This window comes from Nostoc sp. DedSLP03, from assembly GCF_034530815.1.
Lineage (GTDB): Bacteria > Cyanobacteriota > Cyanobacteriia > Cyanobacteriales > Nostocaceae > Nostoc.
On sequence record NZ_JAVRCK010000012.1, the window covers coordinates 17,643 to 34,576 of the forward strand.

The following is a 16,934-nucleotide window of genomic DNA, read 5'->3' on the forward strand; positions in this document are numbered from 1 at the left end:
AGTTTAATAACATGGCAACTACTAATTTTTTTCCATAGCTGAATTATCTTGCATATACACTTGTCTAATCGGAAAAGGAATTTGAATTCCTACTTGTTGATAGCGTTTGTGTAATTTTTTGACAAATAGATGTTTCCCAATCCGCTGATCGAAATATTCACTTACTCGCATATAAAGCGTAAAATCTATACTAAAATCATTAAAAGTATGAAATCTGATATATGGTTCATTATCTTTTAATTCCGGTGCAATTTCTTGCATAACTTCTTTAGCAACTTCTACAGTAACTTTTTCAACTTTTTCCAAATCGCTATCATAACTTACGCCCACATCAATTGTTAAAGTAATTTCTTTTGCAGGTAAATGATAATTGGTGAAAATTGCTGAAGACAATTTAGAATTGGGAACAATAACTATATTATTGGAAATTTCTCTAATGGTCGTATTCCGCCAAGAAATATCTATAACATATCCCTCATGCCCAGCATCTAATTTGACATAATCTCCGGTTCTAACTTGCTTAGAAATAATTAAGTAAAAACCAGAAAATAAATTTGCCAGTGTGTCTTGAAGTGCCAAACCAACTGCTAAACCACCAATACCTAAAGTTGTGACGATCGGGGTAATTTGAACACCCACAGTTTGCAGTATGATTAATGTTCCCAAAACTAAAACAGTAATTTTAGCCAGGTTAGAAATTAGTGATGTGGGAACCCCTTCTGCTCTGCGAATAAATAAATTCACAAAACCAGCAGTCAGTTTGGCTAAGACAAAAGTTATTGAATATAGAAATGCCATCGTCAGAATTTTTTGCAGTACGATGGCAACATTTGGCTTGAGGGGAGCGCTCAGAACTGCCCAAAAAAAACCGCCAATGACAAACCAAAGAAAAGTCATCCGGTGTAGAGAGTGAAATATAATTTTACTCCCAACAATTCGTTTATTAGTAACGAATGTTTCTAGTTTTTTGAAGATAACTTTTTCACCGATTATTCCAGCCATAAAGCCAGATAGAATAAACACTATCGGCGTAATCCATTCCATCATATCAATTTTAGATTTGGAGTTTTACATTTAGGATAACAGCACTGTTGCTGCGATTATGGCTAAATTTTACCTTGTTATTTGTCGGATTACCTGCTTGAGATTTTCTGGACTATGGACTTGCCAATTATTTACCACCCAGATTACATTGCTCCTCTACCTGAAGGACATCGTTTCCCGATGTCTAAGTTCCGACAACTCTACGAATTGCTGTTAGCTGATGGTGTAGCTAATCAAGAACAATTTCATACCCCCGAACGTCCGCCGCAAGAATTGATAGAGTTAGTCCATACTCCAAGCTACGTTCAAGCTTATTGCGAAGGAACCCTAGATGCCAAGGCACAACGTCGCATTGGTTTACCTTGGAGTCCAGCACTAGCAAATCGTACTTGTGTAGCGGTAGGTGGTACGATACTGACTGCAAAACTGGCACTAAGTCAGGGTTTAGCCTGTAATACGGCTGGTGGAACTCATCACGCCTTTCCTAGTTATGGGTCTGGTTTTTGTATTTTCAACGATATAGCGATCGCTTGTCGCGTTTTACAAAAATTTGGACTCGTGCAAAAAATCCTGATTGTTGATTTGGATGTGCATCAAGGAGACGGCACAGCTTTTATCTTCCAAGACGACGACAGCGTTTTTACTTTCTCCATGCACTGCGAAGTCAATTTCCCTGGTACAAAACAAAACAGCGATTTGGATGTTCCTTTGCCGGTGGGAATGGAAAATGACGCTTATTTACAAACCTTAGCGAATTATTTATCAGATTTGTTGTCTAACGTCAAGCCAGATTTAGTATTTTATGATGCAGGCGTTGACCCTCATATAGGCGATCGCTTGGGGAAATTATCCCTTACAGATGCTGGCATTTTTCGCCGGGAAATGCAGGTTTTAAGTACCTGTGTGAGTAGCGGTTATCCCGTCGCCTGCGTTATTGGCGGCGGTTATGCTGATGATATGAAATCTCTCGTTTGGCGGCATTCCTTGCTGCATCGTGCCGCTAGCGAAGTTTATCAGCAATACAAACTATTTTAAACGCATAGGTACGCAGAGTGCTACCAAATTTAATTCGTAGCGATTCGCATTAAAATAATACTTTGCGCTCCTCTGCGCTTACCTTTGCGCCCCTCTGCGTTTAAATCAAAACCCTCAATTGTTAACTGGATGAACAACGGCAAAGTCAGAGTCTACGAACTAGCAAAAGAATTAAATTTAGATAGCAAGAAGCTATTAGTAATTTGTGAAAAGCTGAAAATTGCAGTCAAAAGCCATACCAGTGCAATTCCAGAATCCGATGCAGAACGTATTCGTGTAGCGGTAAGTAAACTAACAGCAAAATCCTCGAAAACTAAAACAACCTCTGAAGATTGGGGCTATACATTTATAGCTTCAGCAATAGATAGTTTCATCCGTCATCTTGAAGGTGAAGCCGCCCTAAAATCAGGATATGATTTTAGGGAGCGCCGCGATCGCGCCAATCAGTTAATGTATGAATGTGTCGGTAAAAAGCCTTCTCTATTTTATGTGCGTCGCAAAGGTGCGGGGAAAGAAACAAGAGAGGAAATCTGGGATTTGACAATAGCAACAGACTCCGATGATTTTCCATTACCCGCAACACTTGACAAGCTCAGAAAAACATTAGGATTTAGAGCGGCTGTACAAAAAGATGGACGCGATGGTATAAAAATACTTTCGGCTCAATTGTTACAACTCTCACGGGGACACGCCGACAGCTATGCCATAGCTTGTCGCTTGCGTTTACTGGCTAATCATCAGCATCATCTCGATATTCCGCCAGCGACATTGAAGCGCATCGCTACCGCGCCAGTTTGTGGCGAAAATGTACCTACAGAAGATCAGCTTAAAGCTTGGAAAGCATTTTTGCAAATTGAAGAAAAAATCGCTAAAGCTCGTCAATTTTGTGTGCGTTATGTAAGTCATAACTATAATTTTAAAAGACGAATCAGTTTTGAAATTAATGTAGCCTCAGCCACCCTTGACGGCTTTTATCAAAATTCCCTTGATGTAGAGAATTTTTGGGAACGAGCAAGAGGCACAAAAAACGAAGATTTAAAGCTTTTTGAAACTGCTCCTGTCGGCAAAAATTGGATTAGCGGTCGTCAATTAGGGACTGTTGAGGAAATTGACCCCAACCGTTGTATTATCAGCCTCAGATTAGACCGCGACTTAGCTGAATTCATGGCAGCAGAGCGTTATAAGTTGCCAGATACAGGATTTTTGTGTTTTGAAGCAGTTGGTGATATTCAGCAGATTCAGCGCAAGAAAAAAGCTTTAGATGATTTGAATAATGGTTATACTCAAAATCCTTATTTAGGCAACTTTTTATTCGATGCTTCTCAGGCTAGACAGATCAAAACAACTGTTGAACTGCAACCACAAGATTTATTATTATCTTCTGCAAATCCTGGGCAGAAAGCAGCAGTGGAGAAGGTACTTGCCGCAAAGGATCTTGTTCTCATCCAAGGGCCACCAGGTACTGGGAAAACTACCGTAATTGCGGAGATTTGCTATCAAATTGCTCTTCGCGGTGGACGAACTCTAATTGCTTCTCAAGCCAATTTAGCAGTAGATAACGCCCTGAGTCGATTAGTTCACAACCCAGTAATTCGCGCTGTACGCAAGGGTAAAGCCGAAAAAGTTGGGGAAGAAGGACAGCCATTTTTAGAAGACCAAGTGATTGGCAGATGGCTAGAAAATACTGCAACTGACTGCGAAAATAATCTGACTCAACGGCTGGAAAATATTAAAATTTTCACTCAATTACTGGCATCATCACAAAGATTTACTGCTTACTTCCAAGCAGAGGAAGAATTTAATCAGCAACAAACTAAATTCAATGAAAATAAGATAAGACTAGAGGGAAACTTTCAAAATCAAGAAAAAGATTACAACGAAAATGTAGATAAACAGAACGAGGTTGAATCACTAATTGCCAAATTAGAAAATATATTAAAGACTTTACCAAATATTAACTGGGAAGCTTCAGAAATTACAGATTTCTTGCCACTTCTTAAACCCTACACAGAAGGTAACAGTTTAGTAGAAGAGTTTTTAGCAAATGTTCGTCAAATCATCAAATATACTGATGAGCTTGGCTTTGTGCGTCCGGCGCTTGGTGCTTTTGGTTTAGCGGCTTGGTTGCGTAAAACTGTAGCAATAGAAATTTCTGGATTTAAAACTTCTTTGACTGATGCTCAAGAAGCAAGTAAAGCCATTTTAGAAGTTGCAGCATCAGTAGAGGTTGTCAAACAAAATTTCGCCTCGTTAAATCAGTTACAACCAGATTCTCAGCAATATCTTACCAAGCTGCAAAATATACAGCAAACAATCCAGATATGGCAAAATCGCCAACGGGAAATAGATTACATTATCTCAGCAGTTAAAGAATGGAAATCTACAGTACCCTCTCATCTCTATCAAACTTTAAAAGAATGTCATCAATCAGGTTTACCACTTACAGAAAATTTAGTTGACTTGCCGCTAGGTTTGTTGATGTTTGCTAATACATTAAAACTACCAATAGTACCAAAAGATTATAAAATAAATCTACCTGAATGGGAAGTATTAGCAAAGGCGATCGCTTATGAAATAGACGGAGGTTTTACTGACAGGCGGGGTAAACAGCATAATTTTAGCTATTTTTTACAAGAAAATTTTAGTCAGATTCCAATGGTGCTATCAAAGAGCGATCGCACTCAATGGCAAGAAACCTATCAACAGTTTAACAATTATCAGCTACTCAACCCCAAACAACGAAAATTACTGGTTGAGAATACCCAGGTTTTCTTAATTAGAATGCAACGGACTTATAGTACATCATGGGAATGGAATAATATCGACTCTACTCTCACCCGTATTACACAAGAATTGTTAGATATTATCCTTGCAAATGCGCGTCAATGCGTTTTAAAAGTCAAAACGGAAACCGAGCAACAACTTCAGCATCTACAAGGACAATTAAATGAACTTCAGAAAAATAAAGTTAGCCAACAGCAAATATCTATTACTCAAGCTGAGGTAGAAAAAGCACAGCAAGATGCTAATTTTCAACTTGGGCAAGTGATTAATATTTTGCAAGATATTAATCAAAAACATATCCCTTCTCAATTACGTATTTTAGTTGAAAAATATCTGGGAACACAATCAAATATTTGGAAGCATCCCCAAGAATTTGCAAATCAAGTGAATTATTATAGAACTTCCATTAGTCAGTTTGAAACCTTAATCTCATCATTAGAACCTTTTGCTGTACTTGAGATAATTAAACATTCTTTAAATGAGCATTTATCAAAACTACAAGAAGAAACTGAAACTTCTCTACAGCATCTACAAAAATTACAAACTAATTTACGTGAAATAGATCAGAAGTCACAACCACAGCCATCAGAAAACCTAAGAGAAGAACGAAGCTGGTGGTTGACAAAATGGCAAACAATACCTGATAAATTTAAACCAGAAAATTCCCAAGCAGACTTATTTAGTATAGAGTTTTTACGCAATATCAATACTCAGTTTGAATCTTGGCAGCAACAACTCCAGACAGACGAAACTTATCTCAATAAATATCAGAATTTTGTTCAAGATTGGATAGGAAAATTAAGAGAGCCAACTGAAGGCGATAGGGACGATTTAAGACGCATATATTTAGATAATGCTAATGTCGTCGGTATCACCTGTGTTCAAGCTGCAAATAGAGGTTTTTCAGAAGAATTTAAATCTTTTGATGTGGTCATCATTGATGAGGTTAGTAAGTGTACTCCACCAGAGTTACTAATCCCAGCTTTGAAAGGCAAAAAGCTAGTAATGGTAGGCGATCATCGCCAATTACCACCCATGCTTGATACTAGCACTTTAGAAGAAGTTGCTCAAACAATTGGCAATACACGAGACGAACTACAATTCCTAGAAGAATCACTATTTAAAAGTCAGTTTGAATCTGCTGATGAAAGCATCAAACAAATGCTAACTACACAATATCGAATGCATCCATTTATTATGGGTGCAATTAATCAGTTTTATGACGGTAAACTAGAATCTGGTATTTTAGAGGCGGACACAAAACGCGCACATCATTTAGCAAGCGAAATTATCCAAGAATCTCAGCATCTTATTTGGGTAAAAACGCCTATAGAAAATCAGTTTTTAGAGCAACGAAACGGAACTTCTTACTTTAATATTCCAGAAGTTGATGCGATTGAACGTTTGTGTCATCAGTTTGAGAATACTTGGGTTTCTAAAGTTGCTAATGGGGAACCAAAAAAAGAAATTGCCGTAATTACATTTTATGGCGCTCAATTAAGAAAAATTGATGAACGTCTGCAATCTGAACTTTTTCCTTCGCTAGAAATTCGTACTGGTACAGTAGACAGATTTCAAGGTATGGAAAGACCTGTTGTAATTGTCAGTATGGTTCGCAATAATAACAAAGGAGATGTGGGATTTGCAAAGAAACCAGAACGGGTAAATGTTGCATTTTCCCGCGCTCAAGAACTATTAATAATTGTGGGTTGCCATAATTTATTTACCCATCAATCAGGTAAAGTCGGAAGTATGTATTCTGAAGTATCAAATATTGTTAGTCTTCATGAAGGTTTCGTTGATGTTTCTCGCCTCTTCAGCTAAATCTGTGGTGTGCTTACGCATAGCCGGTCGCAGGTATTGCGCGAATCGACAAAAAACCTAAATTTCATAAACTGTAACTTAGGCTAAGTATCTTAACGGAATTTGCTCCTAAACAGGACTTACGCAACTGGCACAGTGCGATCGCTAGCCAGTAGTACATAAGTATTTAATTACCCAGAATGTATTTGATATTTACAAGCTCAAGCACAATTTGCTTTTTAATTATTTAATTGAGCAACTAAAACGTCCAGATATTGCTGCCTTCTATGTAGTTTTTGGGTGCTCGGTGCGCTTCGCACATCATTGCTTGTGCCAGTTGCGTAAAGTTCTGAACCAAAAATTCTTAGGTCTACAAAGACTCTAAATAGTTCAAAAGATCCGCCATTTCTTGAGGACTAGGTTGGAATTTTGGCATTGGCGGTGTTTCGCCACTGATCACTTGGTGAATCAGCCCATACCGAGACTTGTGCTTTGAAACAGCTTGCAAACTGGGCCCCACTCGCCCGTCTGCTTCCAAGCCATGACAACCAGCACAGTTAATTTGAAATATCGCGTGTCCTTGAACTGGGTTTCCTGTTAGGGATAGAACACTCTTGACGTATGGATCGGAGGCTTGAACCAACTGAACACCAAAAAAGCCCAAAGGGACTCCTAGCAGTATAGTCAGCGTCAATAAAACGATCCGCTGAATCAAAATTTCAGGTTTGTTAATCTGGTTATCCAAAAGGTTTGCTGTGAAAGTCTAGGTGTGCTAAAAAGTTTTCATTTCCTACACATAGCTTAAAAGTTCTTGATTGTGTCTGCAAGCACAGAAGACTATTTTTTTGTGACCAGTCGCACTTCAAAGGGCTGTAGGGCGCAGGATTCATACGAAATTTGGTAAAATCAAAAACAGGCAACGAATATTTAATAATTACAAAGAGGAGATTTACAGTGGTTGAACCCCTGCTATCAGGTATTGTCCTTGGTCTAGTTTTCGTAACTCTCGCTGGACTTTTTTACGCTGCATATAAGCAATACAAGCGCCCCAATCAGCTGGGGGGATGAGGGAGTGCTGAGTTAGGAGTTAGGAGTTAGGAGTTAGGAGTTAGGAGTCATATTCTTCTTCATCTCCTTATCTGCTCCTGATTCCTGATTCCGAATTCTGTAGAAAGTAAGTGATGTGTTGCCGTAAACTTTCTGGCGGCAAATTTCCCAAGCGGGAATCTCTGGCGGTGTCCAACCTTGTGAGGCGTGTTCAACTGCGATTTCGCCGCTAGAATCTAAAAGTTGATGGTGAGCGATCGCTTCTAATACTGGCTGATATAATCCACTGGCATAAGGTGGATCGAAGTAAATTCTATCGAATTGCTTGCTTGATAAAGTCTTTAACTGCTGGGTAATATCTCCCCGCAATACCCGAAATTCTTGGTCGGCATTAGCTATCTGCTGCCAATTTTGTTGAATGGTGGCACAGGCTCGGCTCAATTGTTCAATTCCCACTACTAGGCTGGCTCCTCTACACAAAGCCTCTGCGCCCATTGAACCAGTACCGGCGCACAAATCTAGCCAGCGACAACCTACGATTTCTCCTTGCCAAATATTAAATACTGCCTCCCTTACCCGCGCACTAGTGGGTCTAGTTTCTTTACCTGGTAAAGTTTTTAGCTGGCGATTACCGTAAATTCTCAGGCTCATTGGTTATTAGTCATTAGTCATTAGTCATTGGTCATTAGTCAATGTTTAATGGTCGGTGGTGATTTTGATTTATTCACAAAGGACAAAGGACAAATGACAAAATAATTATGCAGGAATTTTTTCGCGGACTTGAGCAACGAAATTAGACAGGATTTGCAATCCGATATTAGAGGATTTTTCGGGGTGAAATTGTACTGCCATCAAATTTTCATGAGCGATCGCAGCTGTGACGGTTTGAGTGCCGTGAGTGATAGTTGCTGCACGGATTAGCGGGTCTATCGGGTCAACATAGTAGGAATGGACAAAATATACCCAAGGATCGGACGGTAAATGCTCCCACAAAATACTTTTTGGTTGAGTGATTTCTAGTTGATTCCACCCCATATGAGGAATAGTTATGTCAGGTTCGGGACGAAACCGCCGCACTTTTCCTTTGATAATTCCTAGCCCTGGTTGAGTACCTTCGGCACTTGATTCAAAGAGAATTTGTAATCCTAAACAAATTCCCAAAAAAGGTTTACCAGATGCGATCGCTTCTTTAATAGGTTGTTCTAAACCACGCGATCGCAGGTGTTGCACTGCTGGATCGAATGCTCCTACTCCCGGTAGGACTATAGCATCTGCCTGTTCTAATTCCTTTGGAGAGTAAGTAACATTAGGAGTTGCCCCAGCTTTTTCCAAGCCTTTGCAAACTGAGTGCAAATTTCCCATCTCATAATCTACGACCGCAATTACTGGCATTTACCTGCTCCTTGTAAATTTATTATGGAGGGTTTTTCTATTCTAAATAATATTTGTTATGAAGAAAAGAATTCTATTAACTTCTTTTGACACTTGGCTAAAAGATCAACAGTCAAATTCTTCTGATGATTTATTACTTGAAGTGAGCAAACTTAAGTTGATACCACATGACTTAACTTTTTTACGCCAGTTACCCGTAGATGTGCAACTTGCTAGTACTCAGGTAATGGAAAAAATCAAGGCAATCCAACCTGATTACATCATCTGTTGTGGCATGGCTGCAAGCCGTACACAATTAAGTGTGGAAGCAGGTGCTAGCTGTAAAGAAAATATTTTACAGACAGAAGTTGATTTAGAAAAATTAGTAGCGGGAGCAGCAGCAATACAAATTAGCCACGACTGTGGAAAATTTGTCTGTGAAGGTCTTTACTATTCAGTGTTGGACTACTTAAATCAAAATAAACTCACGGCACGTTGTATTTTTGTCCACGTTCCGGTTCTCAATCAAGAAAATTTGATGGGGATTCTTGCCGATTTCGTATTAATTATTAACAAACTGGCACTTTCATCAAGTTGTTAATGTCTGTATGGTGAAAGAAATATCTAAGTATATGTTGCCATTGTTACTAATTTTCCCAATTGCCCAATCAACTCCTGCCAAGCTACCACCTGAAGAAGTCGTCCAACCACAAGAAGTACGCCCTTTACCAGGTCAATTGGATACAGTGCCAACCTTTAACAGCAATAGTCCAGAATTGGTTTTGAAAGAAGGAATTTTACTTTCTACCTTTCCACCAGATGGGAAAAAAGTGCCAACAGCGCATCTAAATTTTCCGTTTCGGGGACGATTTGATATTTTTGCCCATCATGTTGCGAAGGCTGAACCAGCAGAGAATTTGCGTTCTCTTTATTTAGGGATAATTTTGCATAACCCTGGTTCGGAACCGGTGAAAGTAAATATTTGGCAGGCGGCGAGTTATTTGAGTCAACCGGATGCACCATTTATTCAATTACCATCTTTTAGTCAAAATCCTTTAGGTAAAGTTTTTGCCGGGCCTGGCGATCGCGTCATGTCTGATGTGCTTCGGGGAGTGCGACAAGAGATTTTCCCTGCCCAAATTGAAATTCCACCAAAGCAAAGTCGGATGTTACTAAATTTACCAATTCCTGTGCAGGGATTGACACCACCCTTAAATGGTCGGTCTACATTCATGCGACTGCAAAGTGATGGCACTGTCTATGCAGCTAGCCTAGCGATGTTTGCACGCGAGAATCCTGATGGCAGCGAGCGAACGCCTACTTTAGAAGAATGGCAGAATTTACTAGATAATGGCGATTTGGCTGTGCCACGAGATAAAACTCCCACTCCCTTAGAAGAAACTGGTAAGCCAAGAATTTATGGGCGAGTTGCGGGAGTGGTTGGTGGTTCACGATGGAGAGCCTTATTAGTAGATAAGCCTAAAGCTAGATATCTAACTATTCCTCAGCCTGGTCAAGTGTTTTCCTACGCTCTGAATACCCTGCATGGCGGTACATTAGGAACTGGTCAAATTCAAAGTGCGCCGATGCTAGTGCGCTATCCTGACACCGCATATCGCGCTCATGGCAACTATGGAATTCAATATAATCTCAAGTTGCCGCTATACAACAATACTCAAAGTTCTCAAACTGTTAGTGTGTCGATACAAACACCACTAAAGGAAGATCGGTTAGTCAAACCAGGGTTACGTTTTTTGAGTACACCAGATCCTCAAGTATTTTTTCGAGGAACAGTGCGAGTACGTTACAAAAATGACCAAAATCAGCCGCAAACTCAGTTTGTGCATTTAGTACAAAAGAGAGGTCAACCAGGGGAACCATTAGTTTTATTAAAGATGAAAGCTGGCGATCGCTCTTTAGTAGAAGTTGACTTTCTCTATCCGCCAGATGCTACACCTCCGCAAGTATTAACAGTTTCAACTCAAGCTGAACCTCGGTGAGCAGTTATGGGTAATGGGTAAGGGCTTTTCTCCAATTACCTATTACCAAAAAATAATTAAAGCCTGTTCTAAAGCTTTTCACTCCAAGTTTGTATATTTAGGGTGAATACTTATTCCGTTCTATGCATTGCAATAGAAATAGCAGACTAAGTAGATAGCCAATAAGAGGACGGTATGGCAACAAATCAAAAAATCAATCAAGAAACTGAGTTAAATTCGCTTCAGCAACTTGTTGGAACCCTAATCTTACTGGTAGAAGATGAGCCAGATATTGCAGATTTACTCACTTTCATTTTGGAAGCAGCAGGTGCAGAGGTAATGGCTTTAAGCGACGCAGAAGAAGCCCTTTTTTTGGTCGAATCGCTTCATCCCGATATTCTGCTGTGCAATATGAAGCTGCCCGATCGCGATGGAAGTTGGTTAATTGAGCAAATTCGAGTACATTCTTGCCCATCCTTAAGACAGTTGCCTGCGATCGCTATCACTTCTTATACACGAGAAGTCTCAAGCTATAAGGCTTTGAATGCTGGTTTTAATCGATTTTTAGTCAAGTTTGAGAGTCCAGAAGAAATTGTAAATGAGATTGCTAACCTGCTATCTACCGAGCTTTAAATATAACTAGCTAGCCTCGATCTCGTTTTTGATACTGCTTCCACACAATACTCTGTGGGAGCGCACAGCTAGCTATACACTCCTAAAAACGATTTTAAGAAAAGAAACCATAAAACCCTAAGTGAGTAGGGTAAAATGTAGCATATATTTGTTATCCTCGTTGAAAACCCTTTGCTGGCTTTTGTTGCCCCTTACCCTTGGGCTTAGATTTGTTAACTTCTCCTAAAGCTTCCTGAAATAAGTTATGCAAATGTATGGGTACACTGGCAATGTCTGGCAACTCTGGCTCGATAGGTTTGTGGAATTCTTGCAAAAGTGTATCCAAGTCACTTTCAAGCCTAAATGGACGTTGCAAAAATGTTTGCAACAAATTTTCTAATTGAGTTGGATATTGTTGCGCTAATCGATGCCAAATAAAAGCATTAATACTTTTATCTTCGAGGTAGTAGCGAATTAGTTTTTCCGCTCCTTGAACACTTTGCCAATCCTCTGCCAATAAGATTGCTTGTACTTTACTATATGTTGGTAAAAACATTTGTCCCCAACGAGGATGAGAGAGAGCCGTTACCTGTTCTGCTTTCTTGAGTTCAGCAGGCAAATCAACCTTTGGCATCACCATTTTGCTCTTGCTGCTTTTGCTGTTAAGCATCTCAGAGACTACGTTGGAATCAGCACCAAATTCTTGTGCGGCTGCTTTGATTTCCTCGTCACCAATGCCAGCTGCTTCTGCCACTTCCGCAAGAGATTTAGAAGTATCAATTCCTGCGGCTGCAAAGGTTTTTTCAGTAATTACTTCTTGAAATTCCGTTATTTTTTTATTCAGCTGGTATCCAGGTAGTGTGATTTCATCAGTGCCAAAAAAGTCCACAAACTGCTGATGATATTTTTCTACTGACTGCCAAGCTTCTTCTAGCAAGTCTGGAGCATCGCTGTAAAGATTACTTTTATAGTTTTCTTTAAAATTACCAATTGCTACGGCAAGTTTTGGTTTACCTAATTTACCCATTATTGTGTAGGGGCCAGAAAACATCCAGTAGCTATCGGTAACGGGAGAAATGCGAGTTAGCAAGATTTCTCCGACTTTCAAGCGAGATATTGCCTGTAATGTTTGAGGATTGTTTGGCTTGACAATGTAGTGTTTATCTGTCAACCAGTTCGTCAGTTCAAAACCATCAGGTAAAATATTAGTGATGGCAAATAAGCCAATAAAACTATGATGCCAACTGTTAATCAGTCTGCGATCGCTTTCTGCTAAATCTGGATGGCTTTCGATAAACAAGTCTAATGGTGACTTATCACCGACTTTCCCATCTGTCAAAAAGCTATCGATAGTTAAGTCTTGCTGCGTACTATCACCACTTCCACGGCGTAACTGTTCTGCTGCATAAACTTCTAGTGCTTGTGCTAGTTCGCCTTCAGCATCAAGGACAAAATCAACTAAGGCTTGTTTTAATTCGTGCGATCGTTCTAATATGACATCCACAAGTTAATCTCTCGGTGCAACAGATGTAAATTATAGCCTTTGAGAGAATTTCAGCATCTAGCTATTGCTAGATTTATAGAAATGCACACTTAGCAGAATAGGTTTGTTCGTGCAGGTATACTACAGCCGACATCTGTCACAGCCAGGTTATTGGGATTAAATCCTTGGCGAAATCGGCGGTGTGGTGTTTGGACAGCGATCGCAGTTATGGTATCATCTACTTCCCCGCAATACCTTAGAGATTCAATTTCTTGGGGTAAGAGTTTTTTGAAAGTTATAAATATAGAGAAAAACGGGAATATAGAAGTTTGATTTCCAGACTTTTTTCAAAACCTACTATGCAATCTTAGTTCATTTGTACTATTTTATAGTTGTAAATTTTATTACAGGCATATTATGAAAAGCGATCCTAATCAGAGTAAGGAAACAAATTATAACACTGGGCTGAGTGTTATTTTCTCTGAAAAAGCTCTCATTGCATTATTCCATATCATACTTGCCTTAGGCATTGCTCATCTACAATTTAGCAGTTCACCTAATCAAGAACACCCTGCAAAAGTTTTGCAAGACAAACACAATTAGTAAGGTTTTTACTAAGGAAATATGAGAAATTGCGAAAACTTGCACAAAGGATGATTACTTATGCCAAGAGGCGGTTCCAGAAAAGGGTCAGGTCGGAAATATAAATTTGGCGAGCCACTTACAGACATTGGTGTCCCTTCATCAATCAGTAATGACTTGATTGTGGCAATAGAAAACCTTTGGGAAAAGGGAATAAAAGGAGAAGAACTCATAGATATCCTACATTCAGCAAAGTTTCGCAAGGTCAGGAAGTATGATTATCCAGTATCAGCAGGCATACATAGCACATCTAGTGTTGGAGGGGATTCAATGAACATTGATTATGAAGAAATTGATCTCTGTGAGGAACTGATCAATGAATCAAATAAAACGATTATCTTACCTGTAATGGGAGACTCAATGATAGATATTGGTATATATCCTGGTGATTGGTTAATTGTTGAACTGATTGATCCTCTATACCAAAAGCCTAAGGAGGAAGAGATTGTTATAGTTTCTGTGGATTATGAGACTTTAGTTAAACGTTATAGGAGGGAAAAAGGAGAAGTAGTCTTAGTATCGGAGAACAAGAACCACGAGCCAATCAGACGTTCTGAAGGATCAATTTATATTTCAGGAATTGTGAAAAGTGCTATTTGTCGCAATTTATCAAAAAGATTGCCGAATGGATAACCTTTGTACAGGACTCATTGATGAGTTACTTTGCAGTCTTTTTCAAACCTTGCCATCTTTGTCGCAATCGCTGCAAGTTAGGTGTATGACCGCCATAACGCCAGCCAACATAAGCTTGACAAATTTCATCTATTACCTCAGCAGTAGCTAAAGCATGATGCTCGTATGAGACTCTGGCATACTCTAAAGGTGTTTGTGCTGGATGTTTGCCTAAACCTTTTTGAGTTGTCCATTGCAGCATTTGTTGATAAAGGCTCTCCATCGCTGGCAATTTCTTTAACCATCGGCGGTTGCGCCACTCTCGCCACTGACCCCAACCTAGCCAAACAAAGAAAGCTGCTGTAGTTGACAAGATTAAGCCAGTTAATACACCAAACCAACCTTGAGAGAATAAAGCTAAAAACCAAGCGATCGCTCCGATCGCCCACTTAAATATTGTCTCAAATAGATTATTTAACCAACCTGTCACCGGAGAAGGTAGCCAGCCAGCAACCCAATGCCACAATTGGCGTAACACACTAAAAGTCTGAGTATCTTCAATGGATGGCGGTATCAGAGGATGATTGGGAATAGGGTCAAAGGCAAACCAACCATATTTCGGAAAATACACTTCCGTCATCGCATAAGCGTCAGTATTACGGACAACATACAGTCCTGTAAATGGATTAAATTCTCCCGCACTAAACCCTGCTACCAACCGCGCTGGGATACCAATGGAACGCAACATTACCGTAAGAACTGTTGAAAAGTGGTCTGGATAGCCTCCCTTTTGCTTAAACAAAAAAGTTTCTACCAAATCTTCTTTTTCACTCAAATAAGGTAGGTCTAAGGGATTTTGGGGAACAGAGTAGCGTTGCTTTAAATATTGAGCTAAGTAGAGAGCTTTTTCGTAGGGTGAATCTAAGCTTTTAACAGACTTTGCGACTTTTTCTTGATTGTAGTTAGCGAGGATTTCTTCGGTACGTTGCCGAACTTTTTCAGCAATTTCGGGAGGAATTTGCAGATAATGCTTTTTAATCTGTTGGGGATATTTAGTCGAAGCTTCACCTAACAAAGTGCGATCGCGGTATGGTACTTCGGAAACTACTGTGTAGGTGAGACCTTGTGATAATTCTACAGGCGATCGCAATCCGTCTTCTTTATCAACAGCGATCACTGGTGCTGGAAAGTATACTTCTTTGGGATAAGTCATCGCTGGAATCAGGTTAGGCAAATCCGACACCACTGTATAAGTTTGTACTACTTGTTGGGTTTTACCAGTGAGTACAGATGGGGAAAGAAAAATTTGGTAAGACCAAGGCGATCGCCTAACAGTCGTAACATTTTCATTGCGAGAAACTTCCCATCCCTTACCTGTATAGCGATCGAATCCTAATACTCGCCAAAAACCCTCAGCTTGCGATCGCACCCGCATTACAACCTTGGGTTTCATCTCGCCTCGCAGGTTTTGGTTTATTTGGCTATTAAAACCGTAATAAAAATTATTATCTAATTTACCTGGTTCACCTGTTTTATTTTGTCCTGTACCACCGCTACCACTACCTTGATTCTCACCTTTACCTTGGCGGACATAACCGGGATTAATGATACTACGTCCGGTGAAATTACTTTTTACTTGAATAGCAGAACTTACAGGAAAATTTCGTAATTGATAGCCGGGAAATCTGGGTAAAACAGCAAAAATTGCCAGCCCTAGACCGACAATTAGTAAAAAAGTTAGAATTAAAAATTTAAAATTAAGACTTGAGGAATTCTTCTGATTGAATTTTTCCTTTTGAGTTTTTAATGGCTGCAAACCCAAGCGTGAGCGGTAATCTAGTACTAAAGTTGGCAGAGCGATCGCTAAAAATAACAGCAACACAGGTGCAAATGCTAAAGTCTGACTTAGGGTTGCTGCCACACCCAATAAAATCAGTCCGATAACAATGGAATAGCCCAAATTTTTCCGGCGCGGTGTATCAAAGCTGTGTAACACCTGGAGTTGAATTAATAACTCTGCCAAACCCAACCGCGTATCATTTAACTCTCCCACTAATCGCCCAAAGAAAGCACCTAGTGCTACTAACATACCGATGGCGATGCAGAATTTAATTGCAACATTGCGATCGCGGCGACGATAATAACTCCAAATTGCACCCACTACACTTAGGGGTAACGCCCAAAAACTGAATGAAGTCTCAGCAGCAATATCCGTCGCCACAATTCCCAAAATAACCAACGCTAGCACCAGCACCCGCAATAAAATTGAATCTTCCACTTCAATCAAAGGCGAATCCTGCGGATTTTGCCGCCAGAAATTACCTACACGGATACGCCAAAACCGATTCATCCTGGATAAATTAAACATTTGAGTCTAATAGAAGCAATGATGTAGATGCAAAAAACACAATGGAGGGGGAGTCATTACTTACCCTACTACTGTGTCAAAAAAATGATAAATACGGGGTAGAGATGGAGATACACGAGAAACGGTTGACGCGGTAAATCGAGAAATCAAATAC

The 16,934-nt window shown here is 39.7% G+C and carries 13 protein-coding genes; 7 read left to right on the plus strand and 6 right to left on the minus strand.

Annotated features, from left to right (window positions below):
• Positions 1 to 21 precede the first annotated feature (21 nt).
• A complete protein-coding gene (locus tag RM368_RS08115) occupies positions 22 to 1,047 on the minus strand; it encodes a mechanosensitive ion channel family protein (protein ID WP_322693608.1) in 1,026 nt (341 codons plus the stop codon).
• Positions 1,048 to 1,158: 111 nt separating this feature from the next.
• Between RM368_RS08115 and RM368_RS08120 the strand changes: the two genes are divergently transcribed.
• Complete coding sequence (locus RM368_RS08120; protein ID WP_322693609.1) at positions 1,159 to 2,079, plus strand: histone deacetylase; 921 nt, start codon at positions 1,159 to 1,161, stop codon at positions 2,077 to 2,079.
• A 129-nt stretch (positions 2,080 to 2,208) separates the two neighbouring features.
• Entirely contained in the window at positions 2,209 to 6,687 is a 4,479-nt protein-coding gene (locus RM368_RS08125; RefSeq protein ID WP_322693610.1) for a translation initiation factor IF-2 N-terminal domain-containing protein, read from the plus strand.
• Between the two features lie 349 nt (positions 6,688 to 7,036).
• Here the strand turns inward: RM368_RS08125 and RM368_RS08130 are convergent, their stop codons facing one another.
• Positions 7,037 to 7,411 carry a cytochrome c gene (locus tag RM368_RS08130; protein ID WP_322674223.1) on the minus strand — a complete coding sequence of 125 codons (375 nt, stop codon included), beginning with the start codon at positions 7,409 to 7,411 and terminating at the stop codon, positions 7,037 to 7,039.
• 209 nt (positions 7,412 to 7,620) lie between these two features.
• Between RM368_RS08130 and petG the strand changes: the two genes are divergently transcribed.
• Entirely contained in the window at positions 7,621 to 7,734 is a 114-nt protein-coding gene (gene petG / locus RM368_RS08135; protein ID WP_063721252.1) for a cytochrome b6-f complex subunit V, read from the plus strand.
• 33 nt (positions 7,735 to 7,767) lie between these two features.
• Here petG and rsmD read toward each other — a convergent pair whose 3' ends face one another.
• On the minus strand, positions 7,768 to 8,364 hold the full coding sequence (gene rsmD / locus RM368_RS08140) for a 16S rRNA (guanine(966)-N(2))-methyltransferase RsmD (RefSeq protein WP_322693611.1): 597 nt from the start codon (positions 8,362 to 8,364) through the stop codon (positions 7,768 to 7,770).
• 105 nt (positions 8,365 to 8,469) lie between these two features.
• The gene (hisH, locus tag RM368_RS08145) at positions 8,470 to 9,105 is read right to left on the minus strand and encodes an imidazole glycerol phosphate synthase subunit HisH (RefSeq protein ID WP_322693612.1); all 636 of its coding nucleotides are present in this window, start codon (positions 9,103 to 9,105) and stop codon (positions 8,470 to 8,472) included.
• A 58-nt stretch (positions 9,106 to 9,163) separates the two neighbouring features.
• On the opposite strand from hisH, the gene RM368_RS08150 reads away from it, so the two are divergent.
• The 3 genes from RM368_RS08150 (at position 9,164) to RM368_RS08160 (ending at position 11,696) form a co-directional block, all read left to right on the plus strand.
• Complete coding sequence (locus RM368_RS08150) at positions 9,164 to 9,685, plus strand: peptidase C15 (RefSeq protein ID WP_322693613.1); 522 nt, start codon at positions 9,164 to 9,166, stop codon at positions 9,683 to 9,685.
• Positions 9,686 to 9,716: 31 nt separating this feature from the next.
• Complete coding sequence (locus RM368_RS08155; protein WP_322693686.1) at positions 9,717 to 11,084, plus strand: DUF3370 domain-containing protein; 1,368 nt, start codon at positions 9,717 to 9,719, stop codon at positions 11,082 to 11,084.
• Between the two features lie 174 nt (positions 11,085 to 11,258).
• On the plus strand, positions 11,259 to 11,696 hold the full coding sequence (locus RM368_RS08160) for a response regulator (protein ID WP_322693614.1): 438 nt from the start codon (positions 11,259 to 11,261) through the stop codon (positions 11,694 to 11,696).
• Positions 11,697 to 11,847: 151 nt separating this feature from the next.
• Here RM368_RS08160 and RM368_RS08165 read toward each other — a convergent pair whose 3' ends face one another.
• Positions 11,848 to 13,179, minus strand: coding sequence for a hypothetical protein (locus RM368_RS08165; RefSeq protein WP_322693615.1), 1,332 nt, complete (start codon positions 13,177 to 13,179; stop codon positions 11,848 to 11,850).
• 642 nt (positions 13,180 to 13,821) lie between these two features.
• On the opposite strand from RM368_RS08165, the gene RM368_RS08170 reads away from it, so the two are divergent.
• Entirely contained in the window at positions 13,822 to 14,433 is a 612-nt protein-coding gene (locus RM368_RS08170; protein ID WP_322693616.1) for a LexA family protein, read from the plus strand.
• A gap of 25 nt (positions 14,434 to 14,458) precedes the next feature.
• Here RM368_RS08170 and RM368_RS08175 read toward each other — a convergent pair whose 3' ends face one another.
• Positions 14,459 to 16,780: a transglutaminase TgpA family protein gene (locus tag RM368_RS08175; protein ID WP_416212221.1), complete on the minus strand. Its 2,322-nt coding sequence runs from the start codon at positions 16,778 to 16,780 to the stop codon at positions 14,459 to 14,461.
• Between the last annotated feature and the right edge of the window lie 154 nt (positions 16,781 to 16,934).